Origin of the sequence: Pseudomonas guariconensis, assembly GCF_015680235.1 — a bacterium.
In the GTDB taxonomy this organism is placed as follows: Bacteria; Pseudomonadota; Gammaproteobacteria; order Pseudomonadales; family Pseudomonadaceae; genus Aquipseudomonas; species Aquipseudomonas guariconensis_A.
This window is the reverse complement of record NZ_JADLJL010000010.1, coordinates 121,294-137,627: the sequence shown is the minus strand read 5'-3', so window position 1 is coordinate 137,627 and position 16,334 is coordinate 121,294. Positions and strand designations below refer to the sequence as shown.

The window sequence follows — 16,334 nt, the reverse complement described above, 5'->3', positions numbered from 1 at the left end:
GGACAAGCCCGCTCCCACAGGATTTTAAGCGCCTGTTGGAGCGGGCTTGTCCCGCGATTGCGTCGGCCCAGGCAGCTCATCGCTCGAATCTGGCATAACACTTGCTCAACCCCGTCATCCTCCCTTGAAACCCCGATGGACGACGGATTATTGGCATGGCGAAAAGCGAAGCAGTCAAAGACCCCGCCACAAAAGGCAAACTCAAGCTGATCCTGCTGTTGGTGCTGGCCCTGCTCCTGGCGGTCGGCCTCTCCGTGGGCGCCACCTGGTTCGTCATGCACAAGAGCGAGTCGGCCCCCGAGGCCGATCCCGCCCAGGCCAACGCCAAGCCAGCGGCGATCTACGAGCCCCTGGCCCCGGCCTTCGTGGTCAACTTCAACCAGAACGGCCGCCAGCGCTACATGCAGGTGAGCATCACCCTGCAGGGCCGCAACCAGGCCGACCTGGATGCCCTCAAGGTGCACATGCCGGTCATTCGCAACAACCTGGTGATGATGTTCTCCGGTCAAGGCTTCGACACCCTGGCCGCCAGCTCGGTGGGCCAGGAGATGCTGCGCCAGAAGGCCACCGCGGTGGTCCAGGAAGTGGCACAGAAGGAAGTCGGCAAGCCGGTCATCGACCAGTTGCTATTCACCAATTTCGTATTGCAGTAGGAGCCCCAGATGGCCGTGCAGGACCTGCTGTCCCAAGATGAAATCGACGCCCTTTTGCATGGCGTCGACGATGGGCTGGTACAAACCGAAAGCGCCAGCGAACCCGGCGGCGTCAAGAGCTACGACCTGACCAGCCAGGACCGGATCGTCCGCGGACGCATGCCGACCCTGGAGATGATCAACGAGCGCTTCGCCCGCTACACCCGCATCAGCATGTTCAACCTGCTGCGTCGCTCCGCCGACGTGGCGGTCGGTGGCGTGCAGGTGATGAAGTTCGGCGAATACGTGCATTCGCTGTATGTGCCGACCAGCCTGAACCTGGTCAAGATCAAGCCCCTGCGCGGCACTGCGTTGTTCATCCTCGACGCCAAGCTGGTGTTCAAGCTGGTGGACAACTTCTTCGGCGGCGACGGGCGTCACGCCAAGATCGAGGGGCGCGAGTTCACCCCGACCGAGCTGCGCGTGGTGCGCATGGTCCTGGATCAGTGCTTCGTCGACCTCAAGGAAGCCTGGCAGGCGATCATGCCGGTCAACTTCGAGTACATGAACTCCGAGGTCAACCCGGCCATGGCCAACATCGTCGGCCCCAGCGAGGCGGTGGTGGTGTCGACCTTCCACATCGAGCTTGACGGCGGAGGCGGTGACCTGCACGTGACCATGCCGTACTCGATGATCGAGCCGGTGCGCGAGATGCTCGACGCGGGCTTCCAGTCCGACCTGGACGACCAGGACGAGCGTTGGGTCAAGGCCCTGCGCGAGGACGTGCTGGACGTCAGCGTACCGCTGTCGGCCACCGTGGCCCGTCGCCAGCTGAAGTTGCGCGACATCCTGCACATGCAGCCCGGCGACGTGATCCCGGTCGAGCTGCCCGAGCACCTGGTGCTGCGGGCCAACGGTGTGCCGTCGTTCAAGGCGCGCCTGGGCTCGCACAAGGGCACCTTGTCGCTGCAGATCATCGACCCGATCGAACGCCGCTGACGGCGTGCCGGTCGCTAATTCCGAATTGAATGCCTGTCGAGGACATCATGGCTAACGAAAACGAGATCACCTCCCCGGAGGAACAGGCCCTGGCCGATGAGTGGGCTGCTGCCCTGCAGGAGACCGGCGACGCCGGCCAGGCCGACATCGATGCGCTGCTGGCGGCCGACAACGGCAAGCCAGGCGCTGGCCGCCTGCCCATGGAAGAATTCGCCAGCTCCCCGCGGCCCAGCGACAACGTCAGCCTCGAAGGGCCGAACCTGGACGTGATCCTGGACATCCCGGTGAATATCTCCATGGAAGTGGGCAGCACCGAGATCAGCATCCGTAACCTGCTGCAGCTCAACCAGGGTTCGGTGATCGAGCTCGACCGCCTGGCCGGCGAGCCGCTGGACGTGCTGGTCAACGGCACCCTGATCGCTCACGGCGAAGTGGTGGTGGTCAACGAAAAGTTCGGCATCCGCCTGACCGACGTGATCAGCCCTAGCGAACGCATCAAGAAGCTGCGCTGAGTGAAAGGCGCGATGCGGGGCCTGACGGCCCTCGGTACCTTGTTGGCCAGCGAGGCGGTGATCGCGGCAGCCCAGCCTGCCGCGCCGACGCTGGCCAGCCCTGGCAGCCTCGGTGGGCAACTGGCGCAGATGGTCTTCGGCCTGCTGTTGGTGGTCGGCCTGATCTTCTTCCTCGCCTGGCTATTGCGCCGTATGCAGGGCGCGACGCCGCGCGGCACCCAAGTGATCGATATCGTCGGCAGCCGCGCCATCGGCCCGCGTGACCGTCTGCTTCTGGTGCAAGTGGGCAAGGAACAGATTCTCATCGGCCATACCCCCGGCAGCATCGAGGCGTTGCATGTGCTGGCAGAACCGGTGGAGGTGCCCGCCAGTGCCCGCCCGGCCACGCCGGAGTTCGCCCAGCGGCTGCTCGAGCTGATGGGCAAGGACCAGAAGGACAAGACGTGATGAGTGGCGCTCTGCGCATCCTGTTGAGCACTTTGTTGCCGATCGCGCTGCTGCTGGCTGCGCCGTTGGCGGTGGCCGCCGACCCGTTGTCGGTGCCGGCCATCACCCTGTCCAGCGGCCCGGACGGGCAGCAGGAGTATTCGGTCAGCCTGCAGATCCTGCTGATCATGACGGCGCTGAGCTTCATCCCGGCGTTCGTCATCCTGATGACCAGCTTCACTCGGATCATCATCGTCTTTTCCATCCTGCGTCAGGCCCTGGGCCTGCAGCAGACACCCTCCAACCAAGTGCTCACCGGGATGGCGTTGTTCCTGACGCTGTTCATCATGGCCCCGGTGTTCGACCGGGTGAACCAGGATGCCCTGCAGCCCTACCTGAACGAACAGCTCACTGCCCAGCAGGCCATCGACAAGGCCCAGGGGCCGTTGAAGGACTTCATGCTGGCGCAGACCCGGCAAAGCGACCTGGACCTGTTCATGCGCCTGTCCAAGCGCACCGACATCGCCAGCCCCGACCAGGCGCCGCTGACCATCCTGGTGCCAGCTTTCGTCACCTCGGAGCTCAAGACCGCATTCCAGATCGGCTTCATGATCTTCATTCCGTTCCTGATCATCGACATGGTGGTCGCCAGCGTGCTGATGGCCATGGGTATGATGATGCTGTCGCCGCTGATCATCTCGCTGCCGTTCAAGATCATGCTGTTCGTCCTGGTCGATGGTTGGGCGCTGATCATGGGCACCCTGGCCGGCAGTTTCGGTGGCGTGTGACGCCGTCAAGGAGAGCCTTGCATGACACCTGAAGTGGCCGTAGACCTGTTTCGCGACGCCCTCTGGCTGACCACCCTGATGGTCGCGGTGCTGGTGGTGCCGAGCCTGTTGGTCGGCCTGGTGGTGGCGATGTTCCAGGCCGCCACGCAGATCAACGAGCAGACCCTGAGCTTCCTGCCGCGCCTGCTGGTGATGCTGGTGACGCTGATCGTCGCCGGGCCTTGGCTGGTGCAGAAGTTCATGGAGTACTTCATCGGCCTGTACACCAGTATTCCGCAACTGATCGGTTGAGGCCTTCATGCTGGAGCTGACCGACACGCAGATCGGCACCTGGGTCGCCACCTTCATCCTGCCGCTGTTCAGGGTGGCTGCCGTGCTGATGACCATGCCGATCTTCGGTACGCGCATGCTGCCGATGCGCATTCGCCTGTACGTGGCCCTGGCGATCACGGTGGTGATCGTTCCGGGGTTGCCGCCGTTGCCCGAGATCGACCCGTTAAGCCTGCGCGGCGTGCTGCTGTGTGGGGAGCAGATCATCGTCGGTGCGTTGTTCGGCTTTGCGTTGCAGTTGTTGTTCCAGGCCTTCGTCGTGGCCGGGCAGATCATCGCGGTGCAAATGGGCATGGCCTTCGCGTCCATGGTCGACCCGGCCAACGGGGTCAACGTGGCGGTAGTCAGCCAGTTCATGACCATGCTGGTGAGCATTCTGTTCCTGGTGATGAATGGCCACCTGGTGGTGTTCGAGGTGCTGACCGAAAGCTTCACCACCTTGCCGGTGGGCAACGCCCTGGTGGTCAATCATTTCTGGGAAATGGCCGGGCGCCTGGGTTGGGTGTTCGGCGCCGGGCTGTTGCTGATCCTGCCGGCGATCACGGCGCTTTTGGTGGTCAACATCGCCTTCGGCGTGATGACCCGGGCGGCACCGCAACTGAACATCTTCTCCATCGGCTTCCCGCTGACCTTGGTGCTGGGCATGGGCATCTTCTGGGTCGGCCTTGCCGATGTACTTTCCCATTACCAGGCATTGGCCAGCGAAGCGCTGCAATGGCTGCGTGAACTGGCACGGGCGCGCTGATCATGGCAGAGAGCGAAAGCGGTCAGGACAAGACAGAAGAACCCACCGACAAACGCAAGCGCGATGCGCGCGAAAAAGGTGAGATCGCCCGTTCCAAGGAGCTCAACACCGTGGCGGTGACCCTGGCGGGCGCTGGCGGTTTGTTGGCGTTCGGTGGCTACCTCGGGGAGACGTTGCTGGACCTGATGCGCCTGAACTTCAGCCTGCCCCGCGAAGTGCTGGTGGATGAAAGCGCCATGGGCGTGTTCCTGCTCACCTCTGGCAAGATGGCGATCTGGGCGGTGCAGCCGGTCTTGATCCTGTTGTTCGTGATTGCTCTCCTCGCACCGGTTGCCCTGGGCGGGTTCCTGTTCTCCGGGAGCCTGTTGCAGCCGAAGTTCAGCCGCATGAACCCGTTGTCGGGGGTCAAGCGCATGTTCTCGATGAACTCGTTGACCGAGTTACTCAAGGCTCTGGCCAAGTTCTTCGTGATTCTCGTGGTGGCCCTGCTGGTGCTGGCCAATGACCGCCAGGCGCTGCTGGCAATCGCCAACGAACCGATGGAGCAGGCCATCATCCACAGTGCCCAGGTGGTGGGCTGGAGTGCGTTGTGGATGGCGGCCGGTTTGTTGCTGATCGCTGCGGTGGATGTGCCGTTCCAGCTGTGGCAGACGCACAAGAAGCTGAAGATGACCAAGCAGGAAGTCCGCGACGAGTACAAGGACTCGGAGGGCAAACCTGAGGTCAAGCAGCGCATCCGCCAATTGCAGCGGGAGGTGTCGCAGCGCCGGATGATGGCCGCGGTACCGGATGCCGATGTGATCATCACCAACCCCACCCATTATGCCGTGGCACTGAAGTACGACCCGGAGAAGGGCGGGGCGGCGCCGTTGCTGCTGGCCAAGGGGACCGACTTCATTGCCCTGAAGATCCGCGAGATCGGCGTCGAGCATAAGGTGCAGATTCTCGAGTCGCCGGCCTTGGCGCGGGCGATCTACTACTCCACGGAGCTCGAGCAGGAGATTCCGGCGGGGCTGTACTTGGCGGTGGCGCAGGTGCTGGCCTATGTGTTCCAGATTCGCCAGTACCGGGCGGGCAAGGGCAAGGCGCCGGAACCGCTCAAGCCTGATTTGCCGATTCCGCCTGATTTGCGGCGGGATAGCTGAGGGGCGGCAGGGTATAGGGCGGTAGGGCGTCAGCGCCGTCCAGCGCCGCCCGCGCGGCGCTGGATTTCATTGGCGCCGATTATTTCAAGACGAATCTCAACTGCCTTCAATCCAAAGTTGGAAGGCTTCTTGCAAAGCCACCGCCAAACCGTCCAATTGCGTCAAAGTTTTGCTTCATAGAGGACTCCCGGTGGATCGCACCCAGCTCATCAACAGCGCCCGAAACAACCTGGCCGGCCTCGGTCGGGGCAACATCGGCGTGCCGCTGTTGCTGTTGGTGATGATGGCAATGATGATGTTGCCCATCCCTCCGTTCCTGCTCGACGTCTTCTTCACCTTCAACATCGCCCTGTCGATCGTCGTCCTGCTGGTGTGCGTCTACGCCTTGCGCCCGCTGGACTTCGCCGCGTTCCCCACCATCCTGCTGGTGGCCACGCTGCTGCGCCTGGCGCTGAACGTCGCCTCCACGCGCGTGGTCATGCTCCATGGCCACGAAGGTCACCAGGCCGCGGGCAAGGTGATCCAGGCCTTCGGTGAGGTGGTGATCGGCGGTAACTACGTCGTTGGTGCCGTGGTCTTCGCCATTTTGATGATCATCAACTTCGTCGTGGTGACCAAGGGTGCCGGCCGTATCTCCGAGGTCAGTGCGCGCTTTACCCTCGACGCCATGCCCGGCAAGCAGATGGCCATCGATGCCGACCTCAACGCCGGCCTGATCGACCAGGGGCAGGCCAAGGCCCGCCGCGCCGAGGTCGCCCAGGAAGCCGAGTTCTACGGCTCCATGGACGGCGCCAGCAAGTTCGTGCGTGGCGACGCCATCGCCGGCCTGTTGATCCTGTTCATCAACCTGATCGGCGGCATGCTCATCGGCATGCTGCAGCATGGCATGCCCGCAGGCGAGGCCGGCAAGGTGTATGCGCTGCTGACCATCGGTGACGGTTTGGTGGCGCAGCTGCCATCACTGCTGCTGTCCACCGCTGCCGCGATCATGGTCACCCGTGCCTCCAGTTCCGAGGACATGGGCAAGCTGATCAATCGGCAGATGTTCGACTCGCCCAAAGCCCTGGCGGTTTCGGCTGCACTGATGATCGTCATGGGCCTGGTCCCGGGCATGCCCCACGTCGCCTTCCTCGGCCTTGGCGGGTTGGCCGCCGGTGGCGCCTACCTGGTCTGGCGCAAACAGCAGCAGGCCAAGCTCAAGGCCCAGGAAGAAGCGCAGCGCCAGCAGGACCTGCTGCCCTCGCCGCAGCGCGCGTTGGAAACCAAGGAGCTGGGCTGGGATGACGTGACGCCCATCGACATGATCGGCCTGGAAGTAGGCTATCGCCTGATCCCGCTGGTCGATCGCAACCAGGGCGGGCAGTTGCTGGCGCGGATCAAGGGCGTGCGCAAGAAACTGTCCCAGGACCTGGGTTTCCTCATGCCTACCGTGCACATCCGCGACAACCTCGACTTGCAGCCCAGTGCTTACCGCCTGACGCTGATGGGGGTGATCCTCGCCGAAGCCGAGATCTATCCGGACCGCGAGCTGGCCATCAACCCCGGCCAAGTGTTCGGCACGCTCAACGGCATCGCCGCGCGCGACCCGGCGTTCGGCCTGGAGGCCGTGTGGATCGATGTCGGTCAGCGCGCCCAGGCGCAGTCGTTGGGCTACACAGTGGTCGATGCCAGTACCGTGGTGGCTACCCACCTCAACCAGATCCTGCAGAAGCATTGCCATGAACTGATCGGCCATGAAGAGGTCCAGCAATTGTTGCAGGTGCTGGCCAAGGGTTCGCCTAAACTTGCTGAAGAACTGGTGCCGGGTGTCATTTCCTTGTCGGGCTTGCTCAAGGTCCTGCAGGCGTTGCTGTCCGAGCAGGTTCCGGTACGTGACATCCGCAGTATCGCCGAGGCGATCGCCAACAATGCGGGCAAGAGTCAAGATACCGCCGCGCTGGTCGCGGCAGTGCGCGTCGGATTGTGTCGCGCCATCGTGCAAAGCATTGTCGGCGTTGAGTCGGAGCTTCCTGTGATTACCTTGGAGCCAAGGTTGGAACAGATCTTGCTCAATAGTCTACAAAGGGCCGGGCAAGGCCAGGAAGACGGTGTTCTCCTGGAGCCGAGCATGGCCGAGAAGCTGCAGCGCTCGTTGATCGAGGCGGCTCAGCGCCAGGAAATGCAAGGCCTGCCGGCCATCCTCCTGGTTGCCGGCCCGATCCGCGCCATGCTGTCGCGATTCGGCCGCCTGGCTGTACCGAATTTGCATGTTCTGGCGTATCAGGAAATACCTGACAACAAGCAAGTCACCATCGTTGCCACCGTGGGCCCCAATGGCTGAGGTAGTGGGTTATGCAAGTTAAGCGTTTTTTCGCCGCCGATATGCGTCAGGCCATGAAGCTGGTCCGGGATGAGCTGGGCGCCGACGCCGCCATCATCGGCAACCGGCGCATCGCCGGCGGTGTCGAGTTGACGGCCGCGCTGGACTACAAGCTGTCCGCCCTGGCCCCGCGTGTGCCGAACATCGAGCTCGAGGACGAACTGCGCAAGACCCAGTCGCGCATCGCCACCGCACAGGCCGAGCTGAGCAGCCGCCACGAAGGCGACGAGGGCAACCGGCAATTGTTTGCCGGCCTCTCGCTGACCGCCTCCGAACCGCTGGTCGAGCCCCATGTCGATGCGCCTGTCCCGGCTGCCGCGCCTGCGCCCGCGCCGGTCGACCCGCGCCTGTTCGATGCTATGCGCTCGGAGCTCTCGGGCCTGCGCGAACTGCTCGAAGTGCAGCTCGGATCCCTGGCCTGGAACCAGCTGCAGGGCAACAAGCCGCAGCAGGCCAACCTTTGGCGCCGCCTGCAGCGCATCGGTTTGTCGGGCCCCATCGCCCGCGAAGTGCTCGAACTGACCGGCGAGATCGAAGCGCCTCGCCAGGCTTGGCGCATGGTCCTGGCGCACCTGGCGCGGATGATCCAGGTACCCGAGGTGGAGCCGCTCGAGGAGGGCGGGGTGATCGCCATGGTCGGCCCGGCCGGCATGGGCAAGACCACCACCCTGGCCAAGCTCGCCGCGCGCTATGTGCTCAAGTACGGCGCCCAGCAACTGGCGCTGGTGAGCATGGACAGCTTCCGCATCGGTGCCCAGGAGCAGCTCAAGACCCTGGGCAGGATCCTCAATGTGCCGGTGACCTACGTCGACCCCGGCCAGTCCCTGGCCCAGGCCCTGGAGCCGCTGCTGCGCAAGCGTGTAGTGCTGATCGATACCGCGGGCCTGCAGGCCAGCGACCCGGCCCTGCGCATGCAGCTGGAGACCCTCGCCGGGCGCGGCATCGCCGCCAGGAACTACCTGGTGCTGGCGACCACCAGCCAGAAACAGGTGCTCACCGCCGCCTACCACAGCTACAAGCGTTGTGGCCTGGCCGGGTGCATCCTGACCAAGCTAGATGAAACGGCCAGCCTCGGTGAAGTACTGAGCCTTGCCATCAGTCATGAATTGCCAGTGGCCTATCTGACCGACGGGCCGCGTATTCCTGACGATCTGCAGTTGCCGCGCAAGCACCAGTTGGTCAGCCGCGCGGTCAGTGTGCAGTTGCAGGACGAGCCCAGCGAGGAGGCAATGGCCGACATGTTCGCTGATCTCTACCACAACCCTGGCAAACGTGCGGGTTGACGAATGGACATCGCAAAGTACCTACACGAAAGGGGCGCTGTTCGACCCCTTGTGTGGCCTGGGCCCCGAGACAAGGTAAAGAACAAACATGGGTAGCATGCATCCCGTACAGGTGATCGCCGTGACCGGCGGCAAAGGCGGCGTCGGCAAGACCAACGTTTCAGTTAACCTGTCCCTGGCCCTGGCTGACCTGGGGCGGCGGGTCATGCTGCTGGATGCCGACCTGGGCCTGGCCAATGTCGACGTATTGCTGGGCCTTTCGCCCAAGCGCACCCTGGCCGATGTCATCGAGGGGCGTTGCGAACTGCGCGACGTGCTGCTGCAGGGACCGGCAGGCGTACGCATCGTGCCGGCGGCCTCCGGTACCCAGAGCATGGTGCACCTGGCGCCGGCGCAGCATGCCGGCCTGATCCAGGCATTCAGCGAAATCGGCGACAACCTCGACGTGCTGGTGATCGACACCGCCGCCGGGATCGGCGATTCGGTGGTCAGCTTCGTCCGAGCCGCCCAGGAGGTGCTGCTGGTGGTGTGCGACGAGCCTACGTCCATCACCGATGCCTATGCCCTGATCAAGCTGCTCAACCGCGACTACGGCATGAATCGCTTCCGCGTTCTGGCCAACATGGCGCAGAGCCCGCAGGAAGGGCGCAACCTGTTTGCCAAGTTGACCAAGGTCACGGATCGGTTCCTGGACGTCGCCCTACAATACGTTGGTGCCGTGCCTTACGACGAATGCGTGCGCAAGGCGGTGCAGAAGCAGCGGGCGGTCTATGAGGCCTTCCCTCGGTCCAAGTGTGCATTGGCCTTCAAGGCCATCGCGCAGAAGGTCGACAGCTGGCCGCTGCCTGCCAACCCGCGCGGGCACCTTGAGTTCTTCGTCGAGCGCCTGGTGCAACCCACCAGTGCAGGGCCGGTACTATGAATGCAAGTGGTTACAAGATGTACAGCAGGGCGGCGCGCGATGCCCAGTATGAACTGGTCGAGCGTTATGCCCCGCTGGTCAAGCGCATCGCCTATCACCTGCTGGCACGCTTGCCGGCCAACGTGCAGGTCGAGGACCTGATCCAGGCGGGCATGATCGGCCTGCTGGAAGTGGCCAACAAGTACGACGCCAGCAAGGGCGCCAGCTTCGAGACCTACGCCGGCATCCGCATCCGTGGCGCCATGCTCGACGAGGTGCGCAAGGGGGATTGGGCGCCGCGTTCGGTGCACCGCAATACCCGCATGGTCAGCGATGCGATCCGTGCCGTTGAAGCCAGAACCGGTCGTGACGCTAAAGATCATGAAGTTGCTGCCGAACTCCAATTGAGTCTCGATGATTATTACGGGATCTTGAACGACACCCTGGGCAGTCGCCTGTTCAGCTTCGACGACCTGTTGCAGGACGGCGAACACGAAGGGCTGCACGAGGATGGCGCCAGCGGTCAGCAGGAGCCGGCGCGGGACCTGGAGGACGAGCGCTTCCAGGCCGCCCTGGCCGAGGCGATCGCCAACCTGCCGGAGCGCGAACGCCTGGTCCTGGCGCTGTACTACGACGAGGAGCTGAACCTCAAGGAAATCGGTGAGGTGCTTGGGGTCAGCGAGTCGCGCGTCAGCCAGCTGCATAGCCAGTGCGCGGCGCGCCTGCGCAGCCGCCTGGGAGAATGGCGCGCGCGTTGAGCCAGGGTTCGCCGCAGTCGTTGTACGTTGTACCGAATTGATTGAATGCGCGCTCGGGGGGCCGGGCGCGTTAAAGACTGCTTGGAGGTCTAATTGAACAAAGACATGAAAATCCTCATCGTTGACGACTTCTCGACGATGCGGCGGATCATCAAGAACCTGTTGCGTGACCTGGGCTTCACCAACACCGAAGAAGCCGACGACGGCACCACGGCGCTGCCGATGCTGGAAAACGGCCATTACGACTTCCTCGTGACCGACTGGAACATGCCTGGCATGTCCGGCATCGACCTGCTGCGCAAGGTCCGCGCCCACGACCGTCTCAAGGGCATGCCAGTGCTGATGGTCACCGCCGAAGCCAAGCGTGACCAGATCATCGAAGCCGCCCAGGCCGGGGTCAACGGCTACGTGGTCAAGCCTTTCACGGCCCAGGTGCTCAAGGAAAAGATCGAGAAGATCTTCGAACGCGTCAACGGCTGAGTCACGTCAGGGGGCGCCATGGAGCAAATGAATACATCGCTCGGGGAGTTCGAGACGACCCTGAAGAAGCATGCCCAGGAACTGGTCGAGAGCCTCGAGCGCGGCCGGTTCGGCGAGGCGGTGCAGCTGATTCACCAGCTGAACCAGACCCGCGACCGTGGCCTGTACCAGGAAGTCGGCAAGCTCACCCGCGAGCTGCACAGTGCAATCGTCAGCTTCCAGATCGACCCGCGCATGCCGCAGGCCGAGGAAGTCTCGCAGATCACCGACGCCACCGAACGCCTGTCCTATGTGGTCAAGCTGACCGAGGGCGCGGCCAACCGGACGATGGACCTGGTCGAGGCCGGCACCCCGGTGCTCAACGACCTGGTGGCCGAGGCCCAGAGCTTGAGTGCCGACTGGCAGCGCTTCATGCGCCGCGAAGTCGCAGCGCCCGAGTTTCGCGAGCTGGTCAAGCGCGTCGACAGTTTCCTGACGCACAGTGCCGAGGGTAACCGCAAGGTCGCCGGCCACCTCAACGATATCCTCCTGGCCCAGGACTATCAGGACCTGACCGGCCAGGTGATCAAGCGCGTGACCGCGCTGGTCACCGAGGTGGAAAGCAACCTGCTCAAGCTGGTGCTGATGGCCAGCCAGGTGGACCGTTTTGCCGGTATCGAACACGACCACCAGCAATTGCGCGCTGAAAAAGATCAAGAAAAACATCCGACTCGGGGTGAAGGTCCGCAGATTCATGCCGATAAGCGTGAAGATGTCGTGTCCGGTCAGGACGACGTCGACGATTTGCTGTCCAGCCTGGGTTTTTAAGGAGCACGTTCAATGAGCTTCGGCGCCGATGAAGAAATCCTCCAGGATTTCCTGGTAGAGGCCGGCGAAATCCTCGAGCAATTGTCCGAGCAGCTGGTCGAGCTGGAAAGCCGACCCGAAGATGCCGACTTGCTCAACGCGATCTTCCGTGGTTTTCACACTGTAAAAGGGGGCGCCGGTTTCCTTCAGCTCAACGAGCTGGTGGAGTGCTGCCATATCGCCGAGAACGTGTTCGACATCCTGCGCAAAGGTGAGCGCCGGGTCGATGCGGAACTGATGGACGTGGTCCTCGAAGCGCTGGACACGGTCAACAGCATGTTCGGCCAGGTGCGCGAGCGCAGCGACATCACCCCGGCCACGCCAGAGCTGCTGGCGGCCTTGTCGCGCCTGGCTGAGCCTGCCGGTGCCGACAGCGCCGCGCCCGTCGTCGAGGCGCCGGTGGCGGCCATGGCCGAAGCGCCAGCGGCCGAGCCGGACATCACCGACAGCGAGTTCGAGCAATTGCTCGATTCCCTCGACGCGGTCAAGGCCCAGGCAGAGGCCGCCGAGCAGATGCAGGGCGAGGTCGTGGGCGGCGAGGGTGACGAGATCAGCGACGCCGAATTCGAATCGCTGCTCGACCAACTGCATGGCAAGGGCCAGTTCTCCCCTGAAGTCGTGGCCGCCACCCCGGCGAGCAGTACTTCGGCGCCTGCGGCATCCGACGAAATCACCGACGACGAATTCGAAGCGCTGCTCGATCAACTGCACGGCAAAGGCACCTTCGCCGCCGATGCGCTGGCGTCTGCGAGTGCGTCTGGCGCCCCGGCAGCACCCGCCGAGGCGGGCGGCGAGCACATCACCGATCATGAATTCGAAGCCCTGTTGGACCAACTGCACGGCAAGGGCAAATTCTCCAGCGATGCGCTGGCCACCCAGGCGCCTGACGCACCTGCCGCTGTGGCCAGCGCCGCACCGACCAAGGCCGACAGCAAACCGGCTGCCAAGCCTGAGTCGGCCCCGGCCGCGAAACCTGCCGCCGCCAAGCCCACTGCCCCGACCCGTGCCGCGGCCCCGGCGGCCGACAAGCCGGTGGTCAGCGAGGCGGAAACCACCGTGCGGGTCGACACCGCGCGCCTGGACGAGATCATGAACATGGTCGGCGAGCTGGTGCTGGTGCGTAACCGCCTGGTGCGCCTGGGCCTGAACAGCGGCGACGAGGCCATGTCCAAGGCTGTGTCCAACCTCGACGTGGTCACCGCCGATCTGCAGACCGCAGTCATGAAGACCCGCATGCAGCCGATCAAGAAGGTCTTCGGCCGCTTCCCGCGTCTGGTCCGCGACCTGGCCCGCCAGCTCAAGAAGGAAATCAACCTGGAGCTGGTCGGCGAAGAGACCGACCTGGACAAGAACCTCGTCGAAGCCTTGGCCGACCCACTGGTGCACCTGGTGCGCAACGCTGTCGACCATGGCATCGAGATGCCCGACGAGCGCGAAGCCTCTGGCAAGGCGCGCACCGGCCATGTGGTGTTGTCCGCCGAGCAGGAGGGTGACCACATCCTGTTGTCGATTTCCGACGACGGCAAGGGCATGGACCCGAACGTGCTGCGTGCCAAGGCGGTGGAAAAGGGCCTGATGGACAAGGACGCCGCCGAGCGCCTGAGCGAGTCGGACTGCTACAACCTGATCTTCGCCCCCGGCTTCTCCACCAAGACCGAGATCTCCGACGTGTCCGGTCGCGGCGTGGGCATGGACGTGGTCAAGACCAAGATCGCCCAGCTCAACGGTTCTATCAACATCTTCTCGGCCAAGGGCCAGGGCTCGAAGATCGTCATCAAGGTGCCGCTGACCCTGGCGATCATGCCGACCCTGATGGTGATGCTGGGCAACCAGGCGTTCGCCTTCCCGCTGGTCAACGTCAACGAGATCTTCCACCTGGACCTGTCGCGCACCAACGTGGTCGACGGCCAGGAGGTCGTGATCGTGCGCGACAAGGCGCTGCCGCTGTTCTACCTCAAGCGCTGGCTGGTTCAGGACCAGGTGCACGAGGAGCAGCGTGAGGGCCATGTGGTGATCCTCTCGGTCGGCACCCAGCGCATCGGCTTCGTCGTCGATCAGTTGGTGGGGCAGGAGGAAGTGGTGATCAAACCGCTGGGCAAGATGCTGCAGGGCACCCCGGGCATGTCCGGCGCGACCATCACCGGCGACGGTCGCATCGCGTTGATCCTCGACGTACCGAGCATGCTCAAGCGTTACGCCGCGCGGCGTTATTGATTTCGGTGGCGCACCCTGGCGGTGGCGCCGCCTAATGGAGTGTTTATGGCAGTCAAGGTCCTGGTGGTGGATGATTCCGGTTTCTTCCGCCGCCGCGTCTCGGAAATTCTCTCGGCCGACCCGACGATCCAGGTCGTCGGCACTGCGACCAACGGCAAGGAAGCGATCGACCAGGCGCTGGCGCTGCGACCGGATGTCATCACCATGGACTACGAAATGCCCATGATGGATGGCATCACCGCAGTGCGGCACATCATGCAGCGCTGCCCGACCCCGGTATTGATGTTCTCCTCGCTGACCCACGAAGGTGCCCGGGTCACCCTTGACGCGCTGGACGCTGGCGCGGTGGACTACCTGCCGAAGAACTTCGAGGACATCTCGCGCAACCCGGACAAGGTCAGGCAGTTGCTGTGCGAGAAGGTCCACACCATTTCCCGCAGCAACCGCCGTTTCGGCGGCTATGCCACGGCCATCCCGACGCCAGCGCCTGCACCGGCCAGCCAAGCCCCGGCCAGCAGCCTGGGCAGCGCTGCGCCGACCCGCAGTGCCGTACCGGCTGCCCCGGTGACGCGCAGCGCGGCTGGCACCAGCCACTCACCCGCGCCCAAGCGCAAGCCCTACAAGCTGGTGGCCATCGGTACTTCCACCGGCGGCCCGGTGGCGCTGCAACGGGTGCTCACCCAGCTGCCGGCCAGCTTCCCTGCGCCGATCGTGCTCATCCAGCACATGCCGGCGGCGTTCACCAAGGCCTTCGCCGAGCGCCTGGACAAGCTGTGCAAGATCAGCGTCAAGGAGGCCGAGGATGGCGATGTGCTGCGCCCGGGCCTGGCCTTGCTGGCCCCAGGTGGCAAGCAGATGATGGTCGACGGCCGTGGCACGGTGAAGATTCTGCCGGGTGACGAACGCCTGAACTACAAGCCGTGCGTAGACATTACCTTCGGCTCGGCGGCCAAGTCCTATGGCGACAAGGTGCTGTCGGTGGTGCTCACCGGCATGGGCGCCGATGGCCGCGAAGGTGCGCGCCTGCTCAAACAGGGCGGCAGCACCGTGTGGGCCCAGGATGAAGCCAGCTGTGTGATTTATGGCATGCCCATGGCCATCGTCAAAGCCAACCTGGCCGATGCCGTTTACAGCCTGGACGAAATCGGCAAGCACCTGGTCGAGGCGTGCATCTGATGGACGTGCTGAGCCTGATCGGCCTGATCCTCGCCTTTGTCGCCATCGTCGGCGGTAACTTCCTCGAGGGCGGCCATGTCGGGGCCTTGATCAACGGCCCGGCGGCCCTGATCGTGCTGGGTGGTACCTTGGCTGCAGCGCTCCTGCAATCGCCGTTGCCGGCGTTCAAGCGGGCCTTGCAGATCCTGCGTTGGATCTTCTTCCCGCCCCGGGTGGACCTGCCAGGTGGCATCGACCGGGTCGTCAACTGGAGCCTGACCGCACGCAAGGAAGGCCTGCTGGGCCTGGAAGGGGTGGCCGATGCCGAACCCGACCCCTATGCGCGCAAGGGTTTGCAGTTGCTGGTCGACGGCGCCGAGCCCGAGGCCATCCGCAGCATCCTCGAGGTCGATTTCCTGACCCAGGAAAGCCGTGATATCCAGGCAGCCAAGGTGTTCGAGAGCATGGGCGGCTACGCGCCGACCATCGGCATCATCGGTGCGGTCATGGGCCTGATCCATGTGATGGGCAACCTGGCCGACCCGTCGCAATTGGGCAATGGCATCGCCGTGGCGTTCGTCGCCACCATCTATGGCGTGGCCAGCGCCAACCTGATCCTGCTGCCGGTCGCCAACAAGCTCAAGGCCATCGCCCTGCGCCAGTCGCGCTATCGCGAGATGCTCCTTGAGGGCCTGCTGTCGATCGCCGAAGGGGAGAACCCACGCTCGATCGAGCTGAAGCTGCAAGGCTTCATGGAGTAG

At 63.9% G+C, this 16,334-nt stretch carries 17 protein-coding genes; all 17 read left to right on the top strand.

Annotated features, from left to right (window positions below; all coding sequences use genetic code 11):
* Window positions 1–155 precede the first annotated feature (155 nt).
* The 17 genes from fliL to IRZ56_RS10065 all read left to right on the top strand — a co-directional run bounded on the left by fliL (window position 156) and on the right by IRZ56_RS10065 (window position 16,334).
* Window positions 156–653, top strand: a complete 498-nt coding sequence (gene fliL, locus IRZ56_RS10145; protein ID WP_196144825.1) for a flagellar basal body-associated protein FliL — start codon at window positions 156–158, stop codon at window positions 651–653.
* A 9-nt stretch (window positions 654–662) separates the two neighbouring features.
* Entirely contained in the window at window positions 663–1,631 is a 969-nt protein-coding gene (fliM, locus tag IRZ56_RS10140) for a flagellar motor switch protein FliM (RefSeq protein ID WP_084858225.1), read from the top strand.
* 47 nt (window positions 1,632–1,678) lie between these two features.
* Window positions 1,679–2,143 (top strand): flagellar motor switch protein FliN, encoded by a 465-nt coding sequence (fliN, locus tag IRZ56_RS10135; RefSeq protein WP_196144824.1) that lies wholly within the window; start codon window positions 1,679–1,681, stop codon window positions 2,141–2,143.
* 12 nt (window positions 2,144–2,155) lie between these two features.
* Window positions 2,156–2,590 (top strand): flagellar biosynthetic protein FliO, encoded by a 435-nt coding sequence (gene fliO, locus IRZ56_RS10130; RefSeq protein WP_196144829.1) that lies wholly within the window; start codon window positions 2,156–2,158, stop codon window positions 2,588–2,590.
* Window positions 2,590–3,357 (top strand): flagellar type III secretion system pore protein FliP, encoded by a 768-nt coding sequence (gene fliP, locus IRZ56_RS10125; protein WP_196144823.1) that lies wholly within the window; start codon window positions 2,590–2,592, stop codon window positions 3,355–3,357. Before fliO ends, fliP begins: the two co-directional genes overlap by 1 nt.
* 21 nt (window positions 3,358–3,378) lie before the next feature.
* On the top strand, window positions 3,379–3,648 hold the full coding sequence (fliQ, locus tag IRZ56_RS10120; RefSeq protein ID WP_196144822.1) for a flagellar biosynthesis protein FliQ: 270 nt from the start codon (window positions 3,379–3,381) through the stop codon (window positions 3,646–3,648).
* Window positions 3,649–3,655: 7 nt separating this feature from the next.
* Window positions 3,656–4,432 carry a flagellar biosynthetic protein FliR gene (gene fliR / locus IRZ56_RS10115; RefSeq protein ID WP_196144821.1) on the top strand — a complete coding sequence of 259 codons (777 nt, stop codon included), beginning with the start codon at window positions 3,656–3,658 and terminating at the stop codon, window positions 4,430–4,432.
* A 2-nt stretch (window positions 4,433–4,434) separates the two neighbouring features.
* A complete protein-coding gene (flhB, locus tag IRZ56_RS10110; protein WP_196144820.1) occupies window positions 4,435–5,577 on the top strand; it encodes a flagellar biosynthesis protein FlhB in 1,143 nt (380 codons plus the stop codon).
* A 190-nt stretch (window positions 5,578–5,767) separates the two neighbouring features.
* Entirely contained in the window at window positions 5,768–7,897 is a 2,130-nt protein-coding gene (gene flhA, locus IRZ56_RS10105) for a flagellar biosynthesis protein FlhA (protein ID WP_196144819.1), read from the top strand.
* 11 nt (window positions 7,898–7,908) lie between these two features.
* Window positions 7,909–9,219: a flagellar biosynthesis protein FlhF gene (gene flhF / locus IRZ56_RS10100; protein ID WP_196144818.1), complete on the top strand. Its 1,311-nt coding sequence runs from the start codon at window positions 7,909–7,911 to the stop codon at window positions 9,217–9,219.
* An 88-nt stretch (window positions 9,220–9,307) separates the two neighbouring features.
* On the top strand, window positions 9,308–10,141 hold the full coding sequence (gene fleN, locus IRZ56_RS10095) for a flagellar synthesis regulator FleN (RefSeq protein WP_196144817.1): 834 nt from the start codon (window positions 9,308–9,310) through the stop codon (window positions 10,139–10,141).
* A complete protein-coding gene (gene fliA / locus IRZ56_RS10090; protein ID WP_196144816.1) occupies window positions 10,138–10,878 on the top strand; it encodes an RNA polymerase sigma factor FliA in 741 nt (246 codons plus the stop codon). Before fleN ends, fliA begins: the two co-directional genes overlap by 4 nt.
* 105 nt (window positions 10,879–10,983) lie before the next feature.
* Window positions 10,984–11,358: a chemotaxis response regulator CheY gene (locus tag IRZ56_RS10085; RefSeq protein WP_011534888.1), complete on the top strand. Its 375-nt coding sequence runs from the start codon at window positions 10,984–10,986 to the stop codon at window positions 11,356–11,358.
* An 18-nt stretch (window positions 11,359–11,376) separates the two neighbouring features.
* Window positions 11,377–12,165, top strand: a complete 789-nt coding sequence (locus tag IRZ56_RS10080; protein ID WP_196144815.1) for a protein phosphatase CheZ — start codon at window positions 11,377–11,379, stop codon at window positions 12,163–12,165.
* A 12-nt stretch (window positions 12,166–12,177) separates the two neighbouring features.
* A complete protein-coding gene (locus tag IRZ56_RS10075; RefSeq protein WP_196144814.1) occupies window positions 12,178–14,418 on the top strand; it encodes a chemotaxis protein CheA in 2,241 nt (746 codons plus the stop codon).
* A gap of 45 nt (window positions 14,419–14,463) precedes the next feature.
* The gene (locus IRZ56_RS10070; RefSeq protein WP_196144813.1) at window positions 14,464–15,594 is read left to right on the top strand and encodes a protein-glutamate methylesterase/protein-glutamine glutaminase; all 1,131 of its coding nucleotides are present in this window, start codon (window positions 14,464–14,466) and stop codon (window positions 15,592–15,594) included.
* Window positions 15,594–16,334, top strand: a complete 741-nt coding sequence (locus IRZ56_RS10065) for a flagellar motor protein (protein WP_084858213.1) — start codon at window positions 15,594–15,596, stop codon at window positions 16,332–16,334. The genes IRZ56_RS10070 and IRZ56_RS10065 overlap by 1 nt, the downstream gene beginning before the upstream one ends.

What these genes read in the sequence shown, in the direction of transcription:
- fliL (WP_196144825.1), top strand. Translation starts at nt 156, where the DNA reads ATGGCGAAAAGCGAAGCAGTCAAAGACCCCGCCACAAAAGGCAAACTC.
- fliM (WP_084858225.1), top strand. Translation starts at nt 663, where the DNA reads ATGGCCGTGCAGGACCTGCTGTCCCAAGATGAAATCGACGCCCTTTTG.
- fliN (WP_196144824.1), top strand. Translation starts at nt 1,679, where the DNA reads ATGGCTAACGAAAACGAGATCACCTCCCCGGAGGAACAGGCCCTGGCC.
- fliO (WP_196144829.1), top strand. Translation starts at nt 2,156, where the DNA reads ATGCGGGGCCTGACGGCCCTCGGTACCTTGTTGGCCAGCGAGGCGGTG.
- fliP (WP_196144823.1), top strand. Translation starts at nt 2,590, where the DNA reads ATGAGTGGCGCTCTGCGCATCCTGTTGAGCACTTTGTTGCCGATCGCG.
- fliQ (WP_196144822.1), top strand. Translation starts at nt 3,379, where the DNA reads ATGACACCTGAAGTGGCCGTAGACCTGTTTCGCGACGCCCTCTGGCTG.
- fliR (WP_196144821.1), top strand. Translation starts at nt 3,656, where the DNA reads ATGCTGGAGCTGACCGACACGCAGATCGGCACCTGGGTCGCCACCTTC.
- flhB (WP_196144820.1), top strand. Translation starts at nt 4,435, where the DNA reads ATGGCAGAGAGCGAAAGCGGTCAGGACAAGACAGAAGAACCCACCGAC.
- flhF (WP_196144818.1), top strand. Translation starts at nt 7,909, where the DNA reads ATGCAAGTTAAGCGTTTTTTCGCCGCCGATATGCGTCAGGCCATGAAG.
- fleN (WP_196144817.1), top strand. Translation starts at nt 9,308, where the DNA reads ATGGGTAGCATGCATCCCGTACAGGTGATCGCCGTGACCGGCGGCAAA.
- fliA (WP_196144816.1), top strand. Translation starts at nt 10,138, where the DNA reads ATGAATGCAAGTGGTTACAAGATGTACAGCAGGGCGGCGCGCGATGCC.
- IRZ56_RS10085 (WP_011534888.1), top strand. Translation starts at nt 10,984, where the DNA reads ATGAAAATCCTCATCGTTGACGACTTCTCGACGATGCGGCGGATCATC.
- IRZ56_RS10080 (WP_196144815.1), top strand. Translation starts at nt 11,377, where the DNA reads ATGGAGCAAATGAATACATCGCTCGGGGAGTTCGAGACGACCCTGAAG.
- IRZ56_RS10075 (WP_196144814.1), top strand. Translation starts at nt 12,178, where the DNA reads ATGAGCTTCGGCGCCGATGAAGAAATCCTCCAGGATTTCCTGGTAGAG.
- IRZ56_RS10070 (WP_196144813.1), top strand. Translation starts at nt 14,464, where the DNA reads ATGGCAGTCAAGGTCCTGGTGGTGGATGATTCCGGTTTCTTCCGCCGC.
- IRZ56_RS10065 (WP_084858213.1), top strand. Translation starts at nt 15,594, where the DNA reads ATGGACGTGCTGAGCCTGATCGGCCTGATCCTCGCCTTTGTCGCCATC.